Source organism: Streptomyces sp. NBC_00249 (assembly GCF_026342355.1).
Classification (GTDB): domain Bacteria; phylum Actinomycetota; class Actinomycetes; order Streptomycetales; family Streptomycetaceae; genus Streptomyces.
The window spans coordinates 153,484-174,014 of sequence record NZ_JAPEMV010000010.1 but is presented as its reverse complement, the minus strand read 5'-3'; the positions used below and the strand labels follow the sequence as shown (position 1 = coordinate 174,014).

At 72.7% G+C, this 20,531-nt stretch carries 19 protein-coding genes; 12 read left to right on the top strand and 7 right to left on the bottom strand.

Annotated elements, in window-relative coordinates:
- Nucleotides 1-61 precede the first annotated feature (61 nt).
- Entirely contained in the window at nucleotides 62-481 is a 420-nt protein-coding gene (locus OOK31_RS34605; RefSeq protein WP_267091364.1) for an SsgA family sporulation/cell division regulator, read from the bottom strand.
- 169 nt (nucleotides 482-650) lie between these two features.
- Here OOK31_RS34605 and OOK31_RS34600 point away from each other — a divergent pair, with 169 nt between their 5' ends.
- From OOK31_RS34600 to OOK31_RS34585, 4 genes are read left to right on the top strand one after another with little or no spacing between them, the layout of a single operon-like run.
- Nucleotides 651-1,709, top strand: coding sequence for an energy-coupling factor ABC transporter permease (locus OOK31_RS34600; protein WP_267091363.1), 1,059 nt, complete (start codon nucleotides 651-653; stop codon nucleotides 1,707-1,709).
- Nucleotide 1,710: 1 nt separating this feature from the next.
- The gene (gene cbiQ / locus OOK31_RS34595) at nucleotides 1,711-2,472 is read left to right on the top strand and encodes a cobalt ECF transporter T component CbiQ (protein WP_267091362.1); all 762 of its coding nucleotides are present in this window, start codon (nucleotides 1,711-1,713) and stop codon (nucleotides 2,470-2,472) included.
- Entirely contained in the window at nucleotides 2,460-3,254 is a 795-nt protein-coding gene (locus OOK31_RS34590) for an energy-coupling factor ABC transporter ATP-binding protein (RefSeq protein ID WP_267091361.1), read from the top strand. Before cbiQ ends, OOK31_RS34590 begins: the two co-directional genes overlap by 13 nt.
- 28 nt (nucleotides 3,255-3,282) lie before the next feature.
- The gene (locus tag OOK31_RS34585; protein WP_267091558.1) at nucleotides 3,283-4,443 is read left to right on the top strand and encodes a serine hydrolase domain-containing protein; all 1,161 of its coding nucleotides are present in this window, start codon (nucleotides 3,283-3,285) and stop codon (nucleotides 4,441-4,443) included.
- On the opposite strand, the gene OOK31_RS34580 is transcribed toward OOK31_RS34585, so the two are convergent.
- From OOK31_RS34580 to OOK31_RS34565, 5 genes are all read right to left on the bottom strand, one after another.
- Entirely contained in the window at nucleotides 4,440-4,916 is a 477-nt protein-coding gene (locus OOK31_RS34580; RefSeq protein WP_267091360.1) for a YbaK/EbsC family protein, read from the bottom strand. The genes OOK31_RS34585 and OOK31_RS34580 overlap by 4 nt on opposite strands.
- A 390-nt stretch (nucleotides 4,917-5,306) precedes the next feature.
- Nucleotides 5,307-6,953, bottom strand: a complete 1,647-nt coding sequence (locus tag OOK31_RS34575; RefSeq protein WP_267091359.1) for a penicillin-binding transpeptidase domain-containing protein — start codon at nucleotides 6,951-6,953, stop codon at nucleotides 5,307-5,309.
- A 240-nt stretch (nucleotides 6,954-7,193) separates the two neighbouring features.
- A complete protein-coding gene (locus OOK31_RS34570; protein ID WP_267091358.1) occupies nucleotides 7,194-7,469 on the bottom strand; it encodes a hypothetical protein in 276 nt (91 codons plus the stop codon).
- Nucleotides 7,438-7,776 (bottom strand): transposase family protein, encoded by a 339-nt coding sequence (locus OOK31_RS39590; RefSeq protein ID WP_353962698.1) that lies wholly within the window; start codon nucleotides 7,774-7,776, stop codon nucleotides 7,438-7,440. The genes OOK31_RS34570 and OOK31_RS39590 overlap by 32 nt, the downstream gene beginning before the upstream one ends.
- Nucleotides 7,777-7,911: 135 nt before the next feature.
- Nucleotides 7,912-8,106, bottom strand: a complete 195-nt coding sequence (locus OOK31_RS34565) for an AlpA family transcriptional regulator (protein ID WP_267091357.1) — start codon at nucleotides 8,104-8,106, stop codon at nucleotides 7,912-7,914.
- 173 nt (nucleotides 8,107-8,279) lie between these two features.
- Between OOK31_RS34565 and OOK31_RS34560 the strand changes: the two genes are divergently transcribed.
- Nucleotides 8,280-10,178 (top strand): transposase, encoded by a 1,899-nt coding sequence (locus tag OOK31_RS34560; RefSeq protein WP_267091557.1) that lies wholly within the window; start codon nucleotides 8,280-8,282, stop codon nucleotides 10,176-10,178.
- Between the two features lie 15 nt (nucleotides 10,179-10,193).
- Here OOK31_RS34560 and OOK31_RS34555 read toward each other — a convergent pair whose 3' ends face one another.
- Entirely contained in the window at nucleotides 10,194-11,873 is a 1,680-nt protein-coding gene (locus OOK31_RS34555) for a dolichyl-phosphate-mannose--protein mannosyltransferase (protein WP_267091556.1), read from the bottom strand.
- Nucleotides 11,874-12,084: 211 nt separating this feature from the next.
- On the opposite strand from OOK31_RS34555, the gene rsmI reads away from it, so the two are divergent.
- From rsmI to OOK31_RS34520, 7 genes are all read left to right on the top strand, one after another.
- The gene (gene rsmI / locus OOK31_RS34550; protein ID WP_267091356.1) at nucleotides 12,085-12,963 is read left to right on the top strand and encodes a 16S rRNA (cytidine(1402)-2'-O)-methyltransferase; all 879 of its coding nucleotides are present in this window, start codon (nucleotides 12,085-12,087) and stop codon (nucleotides 12,961-12,963) included.
- A 298-nt stretch (nucleotides 12,964-13,261) separates the two neighbouring features.
- Nucleotides 13,262-13,651 carry a hypothetical protein gene (locus OOK31_RS34545; RefSeq protein WP_267091555.1) on the top strand — a complete coding sequence of 130 codons (390 nt, stop codon included), beginning with the start codon at nucleotides 13,262-13,264 and terminating at the stop codon, nucleotides 13,649-13,651.
- A 116-nt stretch (nucleotides 13,652-13,767) separates the two neighbouring features.
- On the top strand, nucleotides 13,768-14,670 hold the full coding sequence (locus OOK31_RS34540) for a TatD family hydrolase (protein ID WP_267091355.1): 903 nt from the start codon (nucleotides 13,768-13,770) through the stop codon (nucleotides 14,668-14,670).
- A gap of 240 nt (nucleotides 14,671-14,910) precedes the next feature.
- Nucleotides 14,911-16,512, top strand: coding sequence for a resuscitation-promoting factor (locus OOK31_RS34535; protein ID WP_267091354.1), 1,602 nt, complete (start codon nucleotides 14,911-14,913; stop codon nucleotides 16,510-16,512).
- A 121-nt stretch (nucleotides 16,513-16,633) separates the two neighbouring features.
- Complete coding sequence (locus tag OOK31_RS34530) at nucleotides 16,634-18,616, top strand: transposase (RefSeq protein WP_267091353.1); 1,983 nt, start codon at nucleotides 16,634-16,636, stop codon at nucleotides 18,614-18,616.
- A gap of 65 nt (nucleotides 18,617-18,681) precedes the next feature.
- Nucleotides 18,682-19,560 (top strand): 16S rRNA (adenine(1518)-N(6)/adenine(1519)-N(6))-dimethyltransferase RsmA, encoded by an 879-nt coding sequence (gene rsmA, locus OOK31_RS34525; protein WP_267091554.1) that lies wholly within the window; start codon nucleotides 18,682-18,684, stop codon nucleotides 19,558-19,560.
- Nucleotides 19,557-20,459, top strand: coding sequence for a 4-(cytidine 5'-diphospho)-2-C-methyl-D-erythritol kinase (locus OOK31_RS34520; protein WP_267091352.1), 903 nt, complete (start codon nucleotides 19,557-19,559; stop codon nucleotides 20,457-20,459). The genes rsmA and OOK31_RS34520 overlap by 4 nt, the downstream gene beginning before the upstream one ends.
- Nucleotides 20,460-20,531: the final 72 nt, after the last annotated feature.

Below are 20,531 nucleotides of genomic sequence, written 5' to 3'. Positions count from 1 at the left end.
CCGCGCACGACGAAGCCCGGCCCCGCACCCGATCACGGGTGCGGGGCCGGGTCCGTTGCGCCTAACGGGTGGCGGCGGCCGCCGGCGCGGCGCTCGCTGGGCTCGTGGCGTTCGTACGGCGCAGGAAGCGGCGCAGTGCGGCGATGTCGAATTGGACGACGGCGACGCCCTCGGGGGAGTGGAACTCGACGACCGCCTGGACGCGGCCGCAGGGCCAGACGCGTACGTCCCCGGTCCCGGTCGGGGCGCTCAGGCCCGCCTCCAGGAGGGCGCGGGGGAACACCCACTCGTTGTCGGTGTCCTCCGGCGACAGCTCGGCGGGGAAGACGATCCGTACGGCCAGGGGCTCGGCGGGGGTGAACCGCAGGGCGACCGGGATGGCCCGGTAGAGCGGGTCGTCGCTGATGACACGGGCCCGTACCCGCATCTCGACGGCGGCCGGGTGTGCGGTCCCCGGTGGATTCTCGGCGGTCGCTGACATCGGAACGACTCCTCGAAATCGGAACATTTGAGTCCGTTTGTTCGTCCAGCCTCGCACATTCCGACGAAAGTGCGAGCCCCCTTTTGTGACCGACCCGCTCTTGCCAACCGTTTGCAACAGGGCACTATCCTTGAACGGTTAAAGACGGTGTGAGAAGCGGAGCCCCTCCATGCATGTGCCCGACGGATTCATCAACGCACCCGTCTCGGTGGCCGCGGCAGTGGTGGCCGCCGGTGCCGTCGCCGTCAGCCTGCGCGGCGCCCGCCGCGAGCTCGACGAACGCACCGCCCCGCTGGCCGGGCTCGTCGCCGCCTTCATCTTCGCCGTGCAGATGCTGAACTTCCCCGTCGCCGCCGGCACCAGCGGACACCTCCTCGGAGGGGCCCTCGCCGCGATACTCGTCGGTCCGTACACGGGCGTGCTCTGCGTCTCCGTCGTCCTGCTCATGCAGGGGATCCTCTTCGCCGACGGCGGCCTGACCGCCCTCGGCGTCAACGTCACCGTCATGGGCGTCGTCACCGTCGTCGTCGCCTACGCGCTCTTCCGCGGCCTCCTCAAGGTGCTGCCGCCCACCCGACGCTCGGTCACCGCCGCCGCCTTCGCCGGAGCCCTGCTCTCCGTGCCCGCCGCCGCGGCCGCCTTCACCGCGATCTACACCGTCGGCGGCACCACCGACGTACCCGTCGCCAAGGTCCTCACCGCCATGGTCGGCGTCCACGTCCTCATCGGCATCGGCGAGGCCCTCATCACCGCCGCGACCGTCGGCGCCGTGATCGCCGTACGCCCCGACCTGGTGCACGGCGCACGCGGACTCACCGCCCCGCTCAAGCTGCGCGTCGGCGGCGAACTCGTCGACGCCCCCGCCGCCGCCGCGCCCGCCTCCGCCGCCGCCCGCTCCACCAAGCCCGTCTGGATCACCGGCCTGGTCACCGCCCTGGTCCTGGCCGGGTTCGTCTCCTTCTACGCCTCCGCCAGCCCCGACGGCCTGGAGAAGGTCGCCGCCGACAAGGGCATCGACGCCAAGGCCGAGGAGCACGCCGCCGCCGGCTCCCCGCTCGCCGACTACAGCGTCAAGGACGTCCCCGACGCCCGCCTCTCCGGCGGCCTCGCCGGGGTCATCGGCGTCGGCGCCACCGTCCTCGTCGGCACCGGGATCTTCTGGACCGTGCGCCGCCGCCGCGCCCAGGACCTGACCGCCACCTCCACGGCCGTCCCCTCGGCCCGCTGACATGGGAGCCGGCCACGCGCACAAGCTCTACCGGCACGGCCACTCGCCGGTCCACGAGCTGCCGCCGCACTGCAAGATCGCCGCGGCCCTCGCCTTCGTCGTGGTCGTCGTGTCCACCCCGCGCGAGGCGATGTGGGCCTTCGGCCTCTACGCCCTCCTGATCGCCGCCGTCGCGGCCGCCGCCCGCATACCGGCCGGGTTCCTGCTGCGACGGCTGCTGATCGAGATCCCGTTCGTGGCCTTCGCCGTCCTCATGCCCTTCGTCGCCGAGGGCGAGCGGGTGGAGTTCCTCGGCATGTCCCTGAGCGTCTCCGGCCTGTGGGGCGCCTGGAACGTCCTCGCCAAGGGCACCCTCGGCGTGGCCGCCTCCGTCCTCCTCGCCTCCACCACCGAACTGCGCGCCCTGCTCCTCGGACTCCAGCGGCTCAAGCTCCCGCCGCTGCTGGTGCAGATCGCCTCCTTCATGATCCGCTACGGCGACGTGATCACCGGCGAGCTGCGCCGGATGTCCATCGCCCGCCGCTCCCGCGGCTTCGAGGCGCGCGGCATCCGGCACTGGGGAGTCCTCGCCAAGACGGCCGGCGCCCTGTTCATCCGCTCCTACGAACGCGGCGAGCGGGTCTACCTCGCCATGGTCAGCCGCGGCTACACCGGATCCATGCCGGTGATCGACGAAGCGGTGGCCACCCGCGCCCAATGGGCGTACGCGGCCGTGCTCCCGGTGACGGCCCTTGCCGTCTGTCTGATGGGATGGACCCTGTGACCGCTCCCACCCCCTCCGCTTCCCCCTCCGCCCCCTCGCTGGAGGTCTCCGGCGTCGCCTACGCCTACCCCGACGGGCACCAGGCCCTCTTCGGCGTCGACCTCACCGTCGGACACGGCGAGCGGGTCGCCCTCCTCGGCCCCAACGGCGCCGGCAAGACCACCCTCGTCCTGCACCTCAACGGCATCCTCAGCGGCGGCGTCGGCACCGTGACCGTCGCCGGCCTGCCCGTGGAGAAGCGCAACCTCGCCGAGATCCGCCGCCGCGTCGGGATCGTCTTCCAGGACCCCGACGACCAGCTGTTCATGCCCACCGTCCGCGAGGACGTCGCCTTCGGCCCCGCCGCCGCCGGCATGCGCGGCGCCGAGCTGGAGACCCGCGTCCACGAGGCCCTCGAACAGGTCGGCATGGCCGCCTTCGCCGACCGGCCCCCGCACCACCTCTCCTTCGGGCAGCGCCGCCGCGTCGCCGTCGCGACCGTACTGGCGATGCGCCCGGAGATCCTCGTCCTCGACGAACCCTCCTCCAACCTGGACCCCGCCTCGCGCCGGGAGCTCGCCGACATCCTGCGCTCCCTCGACGTGACCGTCCTGATGGTCACGCACGACCTCCCCTACGCGCTGGAGCTGTGCCCGCGCTCGGTGATCCTCTCCGAGGGGGTCATCGCCGCCGACGGCCCCACGCGGGAGCTGCTGTGCGACGAGGCCCTCATGGGCGCGCACCGCCTGGAGCTGCCCTTCGGCTTCGACCCGCGCTCCGTGGCGGGCACCCCCGCGGCATAAGCGCAGGCCGGAGGTTGTTGGTGTGCTTGTGAACATCCAGGGAGTGGTGACCGAGGGCTACGAGCCCGTCAGGGACGCGTTCGAACGCAACTTCGAGGTGCTCGGCGACCGGGGCGCGGCCGTCGCCGTCTACCGCGACGGCCACAAGGTCGTCGACCTGTGGGCCGGCACGAAGGACGCCAACGGCACCGAGCCCTGGACCGAGGACACCGCGCAGATCGTCCGCTCCGCCACCAAGGGCGTCGCCGCCGCCGTCCCGCTGCTGCTGCACCAGCGCGGACTGCTGGACCTGGACGCGCCCGTGGGCACGTACTGGCCCGAGTTCAAGGCGGGCGGCAAGGAGCGGACGCTCGTACGCCACCTGCTCGCCCACCAGGCCGGGGTCCCGGCCCTCGACCGGGGCCTGACCACGGCGCAGGCCGCCGACGGGGTCTCCGGGGCGCGCGCCGTCGCCGCCCAGCAGGCCTTCTGGGAGCCCGGCACCGCGCACGGCTACCACGCGCAGACCTTCAGCTGGCTGCTGTCCGAACTGGTCCTGCGCGCCACCGGCCGCACCGTCGGCGGCATCCTCGCCGAGGAGATCGCCGAACCGCTGGGGCTGGACTTCTGGATCGGCCTGCCCGAGCGCGAGGCGCACCGGGTGGGGCGGGTGGCACCGGTCGAGCCGCCGGAGAGCGCGGGCCTGCTGAAGACACGGCCGCGGAGAAACGTTTCGGAGGCGTACGCCGACCCGGACTCCCTCACCCGCCGCGCCTTCGCCGCCATCGACCCCCTGCCCGACGAGAACGACCCCGCCTACCAGGCCGCCGAACTCCCCGGCTCCGCCGGCATCGGCACCGCCCGCGCCCTCGCCCGCTTCTACGCCGCCACCATCGGGGTCGTCGAGGACGGCGCCCGCATCTTCACCCCCGCGACGACCGCCCTGGCGGGCACCGAGCTCACGGCCGGCCCGGACCGGGTCCTGGTCGTCAACACCCGCTTCGGCCCGGGCTACATGCTGCACGGCGCGGCCTCCCCGCTGCTGTCCCCGGCCTCCTTCGGACACCCGGGACGGGGCGGCTCACTCGCCTTCGCGGACCCGGAGGCGGGCATCGGCTTCGGCTACGTCACCAACGCCCACGCCAAGTCCGTCACCGCCGACCCCCGGGCACAGGCGCTGGTCCGGGCCCTGCGGAGCAGCCTCTCCTAGCCGTTCGCCTCGCGCACGTCGGCCTGGGTGGCGCCCGCCTGGGCGATCAGCTCCGCCGGAGGCATCGGGAACACCGTGTGCGGGGTGCCGGCTGCCGCCCAGACGACCTGGTGCGCCAGCAGGGACCGGTCCGCCAGCACCCGGGTGCGGGTGCGGTGCCCGAAGGGCGGGACACCGCCGATGGCATAGCCGGTCGTCTCCCGGACCAGCGCGGCGTCGGCGCGGGTCACCTTCCCGGCACCGAGCTCGCGGCGCACCGCGTCCACGTCGACGCGGGACGCGCCGTCCATGAGCACCAGCACCGGGACGCCGTCGGCGGCGAACACCAGCGACTTCACGATCTGGCTCAACTCGCAGCCGATCGCGGCCGCGGCGTCGGCCGCCGTACGGGTCCCTTCGGGGAAGGTGCGGATGTCGAGGTCGAGGCCGCGGGTGGCGAGGGCCTCGGCGAAGAGGGGGTGGGCAGTAGTCATACGCCGACGCTATCGCCGCCACCGCTTCCCCATCGACCCCTTTCCGCCCGGATGTGGTCGGGCTGCCCGTTCGCGCGCGGGTCCGCTGCCGGGGGCCAGCCCCCGGACCCCCGCGCCTCAAACGCCGGCGGGGCTGGATCTATCCAGCCTCGCCGGCGTTTTGAGGCAGGGGGTCCCCCCGGACGGAGTCCGGGGGAGGGTCTGGGCGGAGCCCAGGGAACGGTGGAAGGGCGGGTAGGGGACCCCGCCCCGCGCAGCGGCAACGGTCCGCAGACGAAGCACGGGCAGCAGCCACCCGAACCGGCCCCGCCCCGCCACCGACAGCCGGAGGCTGTCGCAGCGGCGCGAAGCCGGGGAGGCCGCTCGCGGCCGAGCCGCGCGAGCGGCGCGTCAAGAAGAAGAGGAACTCAGCACGCGGGCCACGACACGGCCCGCCGTGTCCCCGCCGTGGCCGCCGCCTTCGACGATCGCGGCGGCCGCCACGTCACCGCTGAAGCCGGTGAACCAGCTGTCGGGCGCCGCCGCGTTGTCGACCTCCGCCGAGCCGGTCTTCGCCCCCTTGTCGGAGCCGCCGACCGACGCCATCGCCTCCGCCGCGGTGCCGCTGCTCGCGGTCAGCCGCATCATCGACACCAGCTGCGCCGACACCCCGGGCCGCAGGGACCGGGTGGCCTGGGCCAGCGGGCGGCCGTCGAGGGAGGCCTTGACCAGGACCGGCTGGCGGAAGACCCCGGTCCTGGCGGTCGCGGTGATGGAGGCCATGTTCAGCGGGTTCATCTGGATCGCACCCTGGCCGATGTACTCGGCCGCCGCGGCGGGGCCGGAGGTTTCCGGGACGGACCCGTCCTCGGAGGGGATGCCCGTCTTCCAGTCCAGCCCGATGCCGAAGACCTCCTTGGCCTCCTTGGGCAGGGCGCTGTTGTCCCCGACCTCGTCGATCAGGCCGATGAAGGCGGTGTTGCAGGACTTGGCGAAGCTCGTGGAGAAAGGCTTGCCCTCCAGCGCGAAGCCCCCCTGGTTGCGGAAGGGCTTGCCTTCCCAGGAGACGCTGGGCGGGCAGGCCGCCGGACGGTCGGCCGCGACGAGGCCCTTGTCGAGCAGCATCGCCGCCGTCACGATCTTCATCGTCGAGCCGGGTGCGCGTCCGCCCCGCATGGCGGCGTTGAAGTTGTCCCGACGGTGGTTGGCGACGGCCAGGATGTCGCCGGTGCTGGGCTGGACGGCGACGACCGAGGCCTCCGCGTACGTGGCCACGGCCTTCTCCGCCGCCGCCTGTACGTCGGCGTCGAGCCGGGTCTCGATCTGTCCGGGCTTGCCCTCCACCAGCGTCAGCAGGCTGCGCTTGGGGGCGTCGGGGGCGGTCGGTTCGATCCACAGTTCGACGCCGGGGGTGCCGCCCGTCTTCTGTCCGTACGTCTTGCGCAGGGTGTCGAGCACCGGCCGCAGCGACGGGTACTGCTCGGGCGTCAGTTCCTTGCCGTTGCGGTCGACGGCCTTGACCGGCGCGGTCCCCGGGTTGCCGGCGCGCAGCTGTTCGTCGCGCTGGAGCTGCGGGTGGATCACGGAGGGCTGCCAGTCGACGAGGGCCTTGCCGGTGGTGTCGCCGCGGACGACGGTCAGCCGGGAGTCGTAGACGAGGGGCTTGGTCGTGCCCTCGTACGTGACCTCGGCCTCGACCTTGAAGGGCACGGTGGTGCCGTCCGGGGTGCCGGGGGTGATGACCGCCTTGGCCACGTACGCCTTGGTGCGGTAGTCGGCGACGGCCGTCTGCGCGGCCTGCGTGTTGTTCGTCAGCGTGGCCGCGGCCTGGCTGTCGCCCTCCGCCCAGGCGGCCAGGAACTGCCGCGCGGTCTCGGCGGCCTCCTTCTCGGTGACGGGCCCGGTCGACTTCGGCGCGGGCGCCGCGTTCGCGCCGACCGCGCCGTCACCGTTCTTGCCGGTCTCGCTGCCGACCAGGCTGTAGACCCCGTACCCCGCGCCGCCGACCATCGCGAGGAACACCCCGCCGACGATGGCACCCTTCGCCGCCCCGTTCATCTGCGTCCCTCCCCAGGAACCCCCGGTCCTCTGAACATGTTCAAAGAACTCCTGAGGGGGACCTTACGCTGTGCGAGCGCGCCGGCACCTGGATGTTCGCCGGACCGGTGATGTCGGACGCGTCACACCCGCAGGCCGCCGCACACGCCGCTAAGAGCTGTTCCTCATTCAGGGGTAGTCGATCTTGAGGTTGTGGAGCACCGCGACGGCGCGGCTGGTGTCGTTGATCGTCTCACCGCGTCAGCGGTGTCGTCGGGGGACTTCGAAGTCCTTGAAGCGGGCGATGCCGTGTTCGGCCCATGCCCGGCGCTTGGCGAACGGCTTGCTCTTGGTCTTGCTGGTGATGACGCCGGGGTGGCTGCGGTATGCGCCGTCACCGATCAACAGCCGGTGTCCGGCAAGCTGATCGGCCATGGTTTCGCGGAAGACGACGATGTCGTTGCGGTTGCCGGTCCAGGCGTCGCCGACCGCGACCACGCGCCGGTCACGGGCGTGGAAGGTGAACTGCAGGTTCACCGAACGCCGGTAGTTCTTGGAGCAGTCTGCTTCTGGTCCTCGACGGGGATGAGCGTTCCGTCCACGACCCACAAGTCCGAGCGGGAGCCGGCGGGGGTTCCAGGAGTCCGGCGATCAGCGGGGTGAGCCGGTCAAGGATGCGGTGCACCGTCGCGACGCCGACGCCGAAGAGGTCGACGAGTCGGCGGTGGGTCAGGTTGGTGCGCCATGCGATGGCGGCCAGCAGGACGCGGTTGTCCAGCAGGAGCGTCCACGGCCGCCCGCGCCGGGTCTCGGAGGGGAGGAGGGCTGCGACGCGGGCGACCAAGACGAGGAATGCCCCGACGGGAAGTCCGGTCCAGTGCGGCAGCGAACGGGGCCGCAGGCTGGTGATGTTGGTCTCCGGCGCGGACGGACACAACAACCCATGAGGTCACTTACTCCTCCTTCGGGAAAAGGTCAGTTAATCTCCCCGCTTCGGGTGCGCCGCCCTCCAGGCATCCAGCCGGTCCACAGGCCACAGCGGGGTGCGGCCGACGTAGACGGGCTTGGGGAAGTCGTCGCGGCTGGAGTTGAGGTTGTAGACGTGCTGGAGGGTGACCTTGAGTCGCTGTGCCGCCTGTCGGGCGTCTTCATATCCAGGAATTGTGATGGCCATGAACCCCATTCTACCTCGCTTGTCATAGCTGAACTACTCACAGTAATGTGTCTTAAGTCAGCTAATTTTGGAGGGAGGTGACGGCTATGCAGCATGTCCAGAAGCCAAGGAAGTTCCGGGGAAAGAACAAGGCCCCGAAGTGGACCAAGCCTGACAACGGGATCGTGTCCGTTATGGTGCTGCCGCTGGCCGTCACCAACGCCGCCGACCTCCACCGGCTTGAGGGCCTGTTCGGCGCGATGGGGTCGCTCAAGCGGGCCGTGCAGCGTGACGCACGCGCCAAGGTCGACGCGTACTGGTCCGCGTTCCATGAGCGGAACGAGCAAGGAGCGAAGGCCGTACGGCAGCGCCTCGGCCTGTCCCGCGGAGCCCTGGAACGCTGCGCGTACAAGCACCTCGAAGACGCCGGGCATCTCAAGCACCACGCTTCCAAAGCCCTGGCCATGCACGTGGCCGATGAGGTGTGGAACAGCGTGCAGCGCCACCTGTTCCCCGACGCCACCGGCAAGCGGTTCGGATGCCCGAAGGTCGGGCGGGGGCACGACTTCACCCGCATTCCGGGCCGTGCCCGCTCCCACACCACGGCGAACAAGTGGGAGACCTTCCGCCTCGTCGGCACCTACCACGGCCACGCCATGGCCTACACCGACGGCAGCCGGCACACCCTGATGCAGCCGCACCGGATGCCCACACCAGCCAAGCCGGACTGCAAGATCCCCACCGGCACGGGAACGCGCAAAGCCAACTGGTGGGACCACGCCGGCCCCCTCGCGGTCGTCTTCGCAGGAGGTCCGGACAGCAAGCGCGGCGACCTCGTACTCCCCGTCCGCATCCCCCAAGGGCCGGGCCAGGAGGAGCGCGTACGGCACTTCCTTGAGGCAGATGCCCGCTGGCACAAGGTGGACCTCGTGCGCCGCCGCAAGACGTCCGCGCCGGGCGGCTGGACCTACGAGGCACACCTGATGGCGCTCGGCCCCGGCTACGCCTCCCCGGCCGTACGCGCCATGCGCGACCGCGCTTCCCAGCTCGACCGCATCGGCGGGGTGGACGGCAACGTATCCAACCTGTCGATCGTCTCCTTCCCGTCCGACCTCGCTCCCGAGGGCAAGCCGGTTTCCACCGAGATCACGCTGTCCGAGGACGAGAAGCGGCTGATCGAGAAGCAGGCGAAGAAGCGTCGGGGACGGGCACGAGCCCTTGAGCGGTCCCGCCGCGCCACCAACACGGCACAGTACGGGATGTCGAAGAGGCAGACCGCCCGGGCGGAGCGCCGGGCCGCCAAGGGCCTCACGCCCAAGGCCGTCACGGTGCCGGGGGGTGCTCGCGCCGCACGCACGGACGGGGTGCCGAAGCAGGCGTTCCGCTGTGACCGGCTGTCGTACGCCTACCGGGAGCTGCGCGCCCGACAGGCCGAAGCCGCCGCGTCCGCCGCCGAGTGCCGACGTCACCGCGCCCGCACCGTGGCGCGGGAGATCATCGCGGCCCACGGCCCGAACCTCACGGTCGAGGACTGCGACATCCGCACCTGGTACCGGTTGTGGGGCAAGCGCCTCTCGCAGACCACGCCCGGCCTGCTCATCGCTGCCCTTGAGCGTGAGTGCCAGGTCGCCGGGGGGCGGCTTGTACGGGCCTCCACCTGGTCCACCGCCCTGTCACAGCACTGCATGTGCGGCGAGCGTGTACGGAAGACGCTGCGGGATCGTGAGCACAAGTGCATCGCGTGCGGGCTCATCGGCAAGCGCGACCTCGTGTCCGCTGCCCTGGCGGCCTTCGTGAGCATCACCGACCCGGACAACCCCAAGACCGCGACCCTGGACTCCGCCCGGTCGCGGCACGCACAGATCACCTACGGAGAAGGGCTGGAAGAGGCCCTGAGTGAGTCAACCGCACCGTGCCAGAACACCCCTCGGGGTGCTGGTCATGCGGCAGTCCCGCGCCAACGCGGGGCCTCTGCTCACCGAACCGCCGGACGGCGGGACCAAGCGACCCCGGATGAGCCGCACCCCGTGCGCGACCAAGCCGGAAAGCCCGGACCCCGCCCCGCGTGCAGTCCACAGCTCACCCTTTGGTGAATTGCGGATCAAGTCTTAGATCCAGGTGTCCAGCCACATCCGCCCGCGCCAGGAGTCCATCGGGAGGGTCTGGCCCGTGTAGACGGGCCAGAAGTAGATGAAGTTCCAGATGATCAGCAGGACCAGGACGCCCGCCGCGATCGCGCCGAAGGCCCGGCGGCGTTCCGTCGAGCCCGACGGGCCCAGGAGGGCGCCGGTCATCATCGCCACCGCCAGGCACAGGTACGGGACGAAGACCACCGCGTAGAAGTAGAAGATGGTCCGCTCCTGGTAGTTGAACCAGGGCAGCAGGCCGGCGGCCAGGGCGCAGGCGATGGCGCCCGCCCGCCAGTCGCGGCGGAAGAACCACCGCCACAGCACGTACAGCAGGGCGAAGCAGCCCGCCCACCACAGCAGCGGGGTGCCCAGGGCCAGGACCTCGCGGGCGCACTTGCCCGCCGCGGTCGCCGGGCAGCCGTCGGTGCCGGGCGCGGGGGACTCGTAGAAGTAGGAGACGGGCCGGCCCAGGACCAGCCAGCTCCACGGGTTCGACTCGTAGGTGTGGCCCGAGGTCAGGCCGACGTGGAACTTGTAGACCTCGGTCTCGTAGTGCCACAGGCTGCGCAGCCACTCGGGCAGGAAGGACAGCGAGCTGTTCTTGTCGTACTTGGCGGCCCAGTCGCGGAAGTAGCCGCCCTTGCCGTTGTCCGGGCTCAGGATCCAGCCCGTCCAGGAGGCCAGGTACACGGCGATCGCGACCGGCACCGTCGACAGGAAGCCGGGCAGCGCGTCCCGGCGGAGCATCGCCGCGTACGGGGATCCGGCGCCGGCGGTGCGGCGCGCGGCGGCGTCCCACACCACGGTGAGGATCCCGAAGAAGGCCAGGACCACCAGGCCGTTCCACTTGGTGCCGAAGGCCAGGCCCAGGCAGACGCCGGCCAGGATCCGGTACGGGCGCCACCCGAACCGCAGCCTCTCCGCGACCTCGGCGTCGGGCCGGGCCCGGCCGTCCTCGCCGACGGGCAGTGCCGCCGCGAGCCGGGCCCGCGTCCGGTCCCGGTCGACGACCAGCGCCCCGAAGGCCGCCAGGACGAAGAACATCAGCACCAGGTCGAGCAGCGCGGTGCGGCTCATCACCAGGTGCAGCCCGTCCACCGCGAGCAGGGCGCCCGCCAGGCAGCCCAGGAAGGTGGAGCGGAAGAGCCGGCGCCCGATCCGGCACAGCATCAGGACGGAGAGGGTGCCGAGCACCGCCGTCATGAACCGCCAGCCGAAGGGCGTGAGGCCGAACATCCACTCGCCGAGCCCGATCACCCATTTGCCGACCGGCGGGTGCACGACGTAGCCGGGGTCCAGGGGGAGGGGGACCGTGTTCGGATCGGCGAGGATCGACTTGTCGACATCCTTGGGCCAACTGGCCTCGTAGCCCTGCCGGATCGTGGCCCACGCGTCCTTGGCGTAGTACGTCTCGTCGAATATCACCGCCTTCGGACTGCCCAGGTGCGTGAACCGCAGCACCCCGGCGACCAGCGTCACCAGCAGCGGCCCCGCCCACGCCATGACCCGCTCCCAGGTCCGCCGGCTCGCCCCCGGCACGCCCAGCGCCGTCCACAGCGCGACGGACGGCCGCGTGTACGGGGGCACGAGCCGGGTCCGCACGTCCGGCGCGGGCACCGGCGGCGCGTAGCCGAAGCCGCGCAGCCGGCGCAGCCACACGGACGTGGTCGTCTCGGGATCGAGGTCGCGTCCGCCCGGCGGGACGGGCGGGGCCCCCGCGGGGCTGGGCGGCGGCGTCGCGGTACTGGTCACCGGCACATCGTAGGGAACGGGGCTGTGGAATTGGGGCCCGGTCCGCCGGTGAACTCGCGGCGGGCGGGGGCGCCCCGAGGCCCCGGGGCGGGCCGGGCCCCAATGAGACAATGCGCGGGTGACAGCTGAAGCCTCTTCCTCCACCGGTGTCCTCGTCCTCGCCGGGACCCCCATCGGGGACCTCGCCGACGCCCCTCCCCGGCTCGGCGCCGAGCTGGAGCGGGCCGACGTGATCGCCGCCGAGGACACCCGGCGGCTGCGCCGGCTGACGCAGGGGCTCGGCGTGCACACCACCGGGCGCGTCCTGTCGTACTTCGAGGGCAACGAGTCCGCCCGCACCCCCGAACTGGTCGAGGCCCTGGAGGCCGGCAAGCGGGTCCTGCTCGTGACCGACGCCGGGATGCCCTCCGTCTCCGACCCCGGCTACCGGCTGGTCGCCGCCGCCGTCGAGAAGGACATCAAGGTCACGGCCGTCCCCGGCCCCTCCGCCGTCCTCACCGCGCTCGCCCTGTCCGGGCTGCCCGTGGACCGCTTCTGCTTCGAGGGGTTCCTGCCGCGCAAGGCGGGCGAGCGCCTCGGCAAGCTCCGCGAGGTCGAGGGCGAGCGGCGCACGCTCGTCTACTTCGAGGCCCCGCACCGGCTCGACGACACCCTCGCCGCCATGGCCGAGGTCTTCGGCACCGACCGGCGCGCCGCCGTGTGCCGGGAGCTGACCAAGACCTACGAGGAGGTCAAGCGCGGCGGACTCGGCGCGCTCGCGCTGTGGGCGGCCGACGGGGTGCGCGGGGAGATCACCATCGTCGTCGAGGGCGCCCCGGCCGCCGCCCCCGGGGACGTGGACGACGAGGAGCTCGTGCGCCGCGTACGGGTCCGCGAGGAGGCCGGGGAGCGCCGAAAAGAAGCCATCGCGGCGGTCGCGGCGGAGGCCGGAGTACCCAAGCGCGACGTCTTCGACGCGGTGGTCGCGGCAAAGAATGCGGCACAAAAGGTGCCGTAGGTCGGTAAAGAGCTAACCTGAAAGGCAAAGCTCAGACCGCGCACCGGGCGCTTTGGGCATGAGTGGCCCAAAGACCGTCCAACACTAGACAGGGCCTGATGCGCTCCCGCCCGAAGAGGCGTCCACTGGCAATGGCACCAGTGGAACAAGAGGAGCTGGCATGAGTGAGATCGCAGAAACCCCGGTACCCGTTCCCGCACCCGCCGCCGGCTCCGCCGCGCGCCCCGTCCCGCCCGCACAGTCCGTCCCGACGGCCCCTTCCGTCCCGACGGTGCACGAGGCCTACTCCTTCGCCTGCATGAAGTGCGGTTTCGGATGGGAGCAGGGGTACGAGATCGAGCACCACGTCGACGGCCGGGGCGAGGCGTTCATCCTGTACACCGTCGGCGGGGAGAAGGTCCCGTCCCCGCTGTCCAACCCGACCTGCCTGAACTGCGGCGGACACGTCGTACGGATCATGCGGGAGGGCCAGGTCTCCTCCGTGCTCGGCACCCTCGACCGCCTCTACCACCACCGGGTCGCCCCCGGCATCGCCGGTCCGGTACCGGCCGGCGCCTCCGAACCCCGGACCCCGAAATCCCACGTGAAGCGGCCGGAGCACGACTCCCCGGGACCGGTGGCGGTCGGCGCCGTCCAGGAACGGCGCGGACTCCTCGCCCGCCTGCGGGGACTCTTCCGCAGGACCTGACCGCGGGCGGCCACGGGCCGTGGCCCCGGGTGACCGTTATCCCGGGTGACCGGGGCCGTGACGGCGGGCCGTGACCGTCCGTACGGGCTCAAGCGGCCGGTCATAAGATCGGCCGTATGAGCCCTAGCCCCTCCTCCGCCTCCTCCAAGGACGCGCCGCCCCCGCTGCCCGAACCGCTGCGGGTGGCGGTCGCCGACTCGCACACCCACCTCGACATGCAGTCGGGCACCGTCGAGGAAGGGCTCGCCAAGGCCGCCTCCGTCGGGGTGACCACCGTGGTCCAGGTGGGCTGCGACGTGAAGGGCTCGCGCTGGGCCGCCGAGACCGCCGCCGCGTACGCCAACGTCCACGCGGCGGTGGCCCTGCACCCGAACGAAGCCCCCCGGATCGTCCACGGCGACCCGGACGGCTGGTCGCGCCAGGGCGCCCGGGCCGGAGGCGGGGACGCGGCGCTCGACGAGGCCCTCGCCGAGATCGAGGCGCTCGCCGCACTCGAACACGTCAAGGCGGTCGGCGAGACCGGCCTCGACTTCTTCCGTACCGGCCCCGAGGGCATGGCCGCGCAGGAGCGTTCCTTCCGCGCCCACATCGAGATCGCCAAGCGGCAGGGCAAGACCCTGGTCATCCACGACCGCGACGCCCACGCCGACGTACTGCGCGTGCTCCGCGAGGAGGGCGCGCCCGAACGCACCGTCTTCCACTGCTACTCCGGGGACGCCGAGATGGCGAAGGAGTGCGCCGCCGCCGGCTACTACATGTCCTTCGCCGGGACCGTCACCTTCAAGAACGCCGGCGCGCTGCGCGAGGCCCTCGCGGTGGCCCCGCTGGAGCTGGTGCTGGTGGAGACCGACGCCCCCTACCTCACCCCCGCGCCGTACCGCGGACGGCCCAACGCCCCGTACCTCATTCCGCTGACGGTACGGGCCATGGCGGCGGTCCGGGGCATCGGCGAGGACGCCATGGCGACGGCCCTCGCCGCCAACACGGCGCGCGCCTTCGACTACCGGCTCGGCGGCTGACGCCCGCTGACGTGCGCCGCCGCCCGCTGACGCGTGTCGCCGCCCGCTGACGCGTGTCGCCGCCCGCTGACGCGTGTCGCCGCGCCCGCCACCACTCCCGCCGTCCTGTCACTCGCACACCCGCCGGTACATCCGTTCGGTCGACACGCTGGGTAGTCGAACGGCTTTGGTGCGTGACGGTCACTGCCGCTAGGGTGCCGTGCCCGAACCAGCCGGGGCCGGACCAGTGGAGCGAGCGACGTGAGCGATACGCAGGGCAGTCACCGCCGTGTGTCCTGGCCGGAGGCCGAACCGGACCCCGCTCCGGACCCGGGCCGGGACCCCGGCGGGGCCCCAGGCCACGACCCCGCCCCCGAGTCGGGCGTGCCCGCCCCCCGCGGCGAGGGCCGGGCCGCCCGCCGCCGCAAGGGCGCCGACCAGGGGCCGGGCCGCCGCCGGGCCGCGCAGGCGCCCGCGCAAGCCCCCTCCGCCCCGGTCCCGGCCCCCGCCCCCGCCCCCGCCCCCGACGCCGAACCGGACGGCCCCCACCGCCCCACCGGCCGCCGCCGCGCCCCCGCCGCAGCCGCCCCGGCCCCGCCCGCGCCCCCCGCCCCGGAAGCCGTCCCCGGCCGCCCCGGAGGCCGCCGCCGCGCCCCCGCCCCGCCCGCCCCGGCGGAGTTCCCCGCGGAACCGGCCGCCGCGCCCCCCGCCCCCGGCCCCCGCCGCCGGCGGGCCACCCGCACCCGGACCACCCGCGCCCCCGGCGCGAACCCCCGCGACCACTGGCGCCGCATCGTTCCGCAGGCCCTCGTCGTCGCCTTCCTCGCCGGCGGCACCACCGCCTTCGTCGCCGCCGACAAGGCCGTCCGCCTCACCGTCGACGGAGTACCCCGCACCCTGCACACCTTCGCCGGGAGCGTCGACGAACTCCTCGCCTCCGAAGGCCTCGGCGTCGGCCCCCACGACCTCGTCGCCCCCGCCCGCGGCTCCGCCCTCGACGACGGCGAACAGATCGTCGTCCGCTACGGCCGCCCCCTGCGGCTGACCCTCGACGGCTCCACCCGCCAGATGTGGACCACCTCCGGCACCGTCGAAGGCGCCCTGCGCCAGCTCGGCGTCCGCGTCGAAGGCGCGTACCTCTCCGCCCCCCGCACCGCCCCCGTCCCCCGCTCCGGCCTCACCCTGGGCGTGCGCACCGAACGCGGCGTCACCTTCATGGCGGACGGCCGCGAACGCACCATCCGCACCAACGCCGCCACCGTCCAGGAAGCCCTGGACCAGGCCGGCATCACCCTGCGCGGCGAGGACACCACCTCCGTCCCCCCGGACTCCTTCCCCCGCGACGGCCAGACCGTCACGGTGCTCCGCATCACCGGCGCCCGCGAGGTCCGCGAGGAACGCATCCCCTACACGACCGAGCGCGTCGAGGACGACGACCTGTTCACCGGCACCGAGGTCGTCGAGCGCTCCGGCCGGCCCGGGGCGCGCCGGGTCACGTACAGCCTCCGCACCGTCAACGGGGTCCGCCAGCAGCCCCGCAAGGTCGCCGAGGAGGTCGTGCGCGAGCCCGTCGGCCAGCTGATCAGGGTCGGGACGAAGCCGATGCCCACCTCCGTCGCCGGCGCCGACAGCCTGAACTGGGGCGCCCTCGCCCAGTGCGAGTCCGGCGGCCGCCCCACCGCCACCGACGCCTCCGGCACCTACGGCGGCCTCTACCAGTTCGACGCGGGCACCTGGCAGGCCCTCGGCGGCAGCGGCCGCCCCCAGGACGCCCCGGCCGGCGAGCAGACGTACCGGGCGAAGAAGCTCTACGTGCAGCGGGGGGCGAGTCCGTGGCCCCACTGCGGCCGTAGGCTCCTGTAGTCCATCGGTGTCGAGACCGCCCGTGTCCCCGATGCGGATTCGTGGATCGAACGGGTGACCTTTCAGGCCGGGGCCTCGTTGATCGGATGACAGCACCGGTCGTACGGGAGTGGGTGGAGCGGTGGAGCGGAAGGCGACGCTCGCGAGAGGCGAGACCACCCGCACCGCTTGTGCCGGTGGTCTGTTGCGGGCGGGCGTGGACGAGGCGAGCGGTGAGGTGCTGGCCGTTTCCGTTCTGGCCGAGAGGGTTGGCTGGGCGGCCGACCTGGTAGCCGCCATGGCCGCCGACGTGCTGGCCACGCACTGGAACGCGGTCGACGTAGATGCTCTTGCAGCGGGGGTGGACGACGAGGGCAGGAGGCTGCCGTCGCATGCCTGGATGGCACTGCGCCGTCTCGGCTGGACCGTACGGCCTCGCGGAGGAGTTCGGGCCAACGACCGGGTCGTCCGCATGGCTCAGGAGCAGGCCGGGCGCGTCCTGCGGTCGGTGAAGTGGCGCGCGGACGTCACTACCGCAGTGATCGCTACCTGGCCTCAGCATCCAGCCCGGCGGAATCCACAGGAGTGGGAAGCTGTGCGTGAGCAGCTCCCGGGCGGGCAACACCTGCCGTCCACGGTCATCAAGGCCCGCACCCGACAGATCCTCGCCTTCGTCAGGCAGCACGGCAGACCACCCGTAAGCGTGTTCGAGATGGAGCGTGCGCCCAGGCAGGCTCGGATGCTGTTGCTGTCCGCATGCGACCTGCAACAGGCCGCCATCGAACGGGCGGATATGCCGGGTCGTGCCCTGCTGCGGTTGCAGCTGCCCACCCGGCCCGATCCGCAGTCCTATCGGGATTGGACATGGGTGGCCTGCCCCATTCGCCTGCCTCCGACGATTCCGGCAGGCGCGCTGCTGCACCTGCCGACGTTGCGGCTGCACCAGGGCCGGGTGCGTGTCGATCTCGCGTTCACCCACGCCGTACCGAAAGCGGCCCGCACCGGGCACACCGTCGCTCTTGGTGTGGACTGGGGCCTGAACACCCTGCTGTCCTGCGGGGCTGCGCGCCTTCACGACGACGGCCGGATCACCGCCCTCGGGGCTGGAGCCATGTTCCGGGCGGCCGGGGTCCTCGCCAAGCAGCACCGCCTGCGTCGGCTGACCGAGCGGTTGCAGGCCAAGGTCAGCCACTATGAGCGGCTGATCGCCGGAGACGAACACCACGCCCTGGCCGCCAGACACAGCCACCTGCGCGGGGAGGTCAGCCGGGTCTGCGCACGCCGGTCGAACCTGAACGACGCACTGGCCTGGGCGGCCGCCCGGTGGGTGGTCGATCAGGCCATCGCCGCCACGGCGAGCGTCATCTACGTCGAAGACCTCCGTTCGATGGAAGCCGGTGGCATGGGCCGCACCCTCAACACGCGCCTCTCCCAGCAGGTGCGTGGACAGATCGTCGACCACACACGGCACCTGGCCGCCGAGTCGGGCATAGCCGTCGTCACCGTCCCAGCGCGGAACACCTCCAGGCACTGCCCTCACTGCCTCACACTCTTGCGTCACCGCAAGGCCCCCGACCGGCCCACCACACCGGGCTGGAAATGGGCGTCATGCCCGAGCCCCGACTGCCGCTGGCAGGGCGACCGTGATCAGGGCGCGTGGCGGCGCATCGCTTCACGGGGCTTGGTCCACCAGGCGAAGACCGTGACCGACCGCGCGACCAGCGCCATGGCGATCCGTGCCGTCGTGGACACCCTCGAAGCAGGCGCGGTCATCACACCGACCGCCCATCAGGCCACCCGGTGGGACCGTTCCAAGACCGGCCCCACCCGGCACGAGACGACACGTCCGACGCCCAGGCGACGCCGGACACCCTCCCCTGCCACGCCTTCGGCTCCGGCAGGCCAGCGTCCGGAGGGACACGCTCACACGGACCGCAGACGGCTGCCCCGCGCAGCCCGCCGGCTCCAGGGCGTGACGACGATCAGCACACCCGCCACCGGCCGACACAGGCCACGAGGAACGGAACTGGGGGCGGGATTCCACTTCCACGCCCACGCCGCACCTCCACGGTGGGAACATGCCCTCGAACCAGACGACAGGTCCGGCTCGGGATTGCTCTGCTGATCTGAGACGCTTTGACGGTGAGCACCGCAGAGCAGCAGCCCAACGAGAAGCCCGACGAGACACCCGTGGAGAGCACGTCCGACGCGCTCCTCGGGCCGGCCGACATCCGAGAACTGGCCGAGGTCCTCGGCGTACGCCCGACGAAGCAGAAGGGCCAGAACTTCGTCATCGACGCCAACACGGTCCGCCGGATCGTCCGCACCGCCGAGGTGCGGCCGGACGACGTGGTCGTCGAGGTCGGGCCGGGTCTGGGCTCGCTGACGCTCGCCCTGCTGGAGGCCGCCGACCGGGTGGTCGCCGTCGAGATCGACGACATCCTGGCCGCCGCCCTGCCCGCCACCATCGAGGCGCGGCTGCCGCGGAAGAAGGACCACTTCGCGCTGGTCCACTCCGACGCCATGCTCGTGACGGAACTGCCCGGCCCGGCGCCGACCGCGCTCGTCGCCAACCTCCCGTACAACGTGGCCGTACCCGTCCTGCTGACCATGCTCGACCGGTTCCCGTCCATCGAACGCACCCTCGTCATGGTGCAGGCCGAGGTCGCCGACCGGCTCGCCGCCGAACCGGGCAACAAGGTCTACGGAGTGCCCTCCGTCAAGGCCAACTGGTATGCACACGTCAAGCGCGCCGGATCCATCGGCCGCAAGGTGTTCTGGCCCGCCCCCAACGTCGACTCCGGCCTCGTCTCCCTGGTCCGCCGCACCGAACCGATCAAGACCACCGCCTCCAAGGCCGAGGTCTTCGCCGTCGTCGACGCCGCCTTCGCACAGCGCCGCAAGACCCTGCGCGCCGCGCTCGCCGGCTGGGCCGGATCGGCGGCGGGCGCCGAAGCCGCGCTGGTCGCCGCCGGGATCTCCCCGCAGGCCCGCGGGGAATCCCTCACCGTCGAGGAGTTCGCGGCCATCGCCGAGCACAAGCCCGCCCCCGAAAGGCCCGCGCTGTGAGCGCCCGGCAGAGCGTGACCGTACGGGTCCCCGCGAAGGTCAACGTCCAGCTGGCGGTGGGCGCCGCCCGCCCCGACGGCTTCCACGACCTCGCCAACGTCTTCCTCGCCGTGTCCCTCTTCGACGAGGTCACCGCGACCGCCTCCGACACCCTCACCGTCACCTGCGAAGGCCCCGACAGCGACCAGGTGCCGCTCGACCGCACGAACCTGGCCGCGCGGGCCGCCGAACTCCTCGCCGCCCGGGCCGGCCTCACCCCGGACGTCCACCTCCACATCGCGAAGAACATCCCCGTCGCCGGCGGCATGGCCGGCGGCAGCGCGGACGGCGCCGCCGCCCTGCTCGCCTGCGACGCCCTGTGGGGGCTCGACACCCCGCGCGCCGAACTCCTCGACATCTGCGCGGAACTCGGCAGCGACGTCCCCTTCAGCCTCATCGGCGGCGCCGCGCTCGGCACCGGGCGGGGCGAAGTACTGACCCCGGTCGAGGCGGGCACCTTCCACTGGGTGTTCGCCGTCGCCGACGGCGGCCTGTCCACCCCGGCGGTGTTCCGCGAGTTCGACCGGCTCACCGCCGGCTCGGCCGTCCCGGCGCCGCACGCCTCCCCGGCGCTGCTCGCCGCCCTCGCCTCCGGCGACCCCGACGCGCTCGCCGCGACCCTCGCCAACGACCTCCAGCCGGCCGCCCTCTCCCTGCGGCCGCAGCTGGCGGACACCCTCGACGCGGGCACCGCCGCCGGGGCGCTGGCCGCGCTGGTCTCCGGCTCCGGGCCGACGACGGCGTTCCTCGTCCGCGACGAGGAGGCCGCCGCCAAGGTGGCAGCCGCCCTAGAAGCCTCCACCACCTGCCGCACCACCCGCACCACGACGTCCCCGGCGCCGGGAGCCACCATCCTTTGACGCGCCGCTCGCGCGGTGCGGCCGCGAGCGGCCTCCCCGGCTTCGCGCCGCTGCGTCGGGCTCGTACCTAGG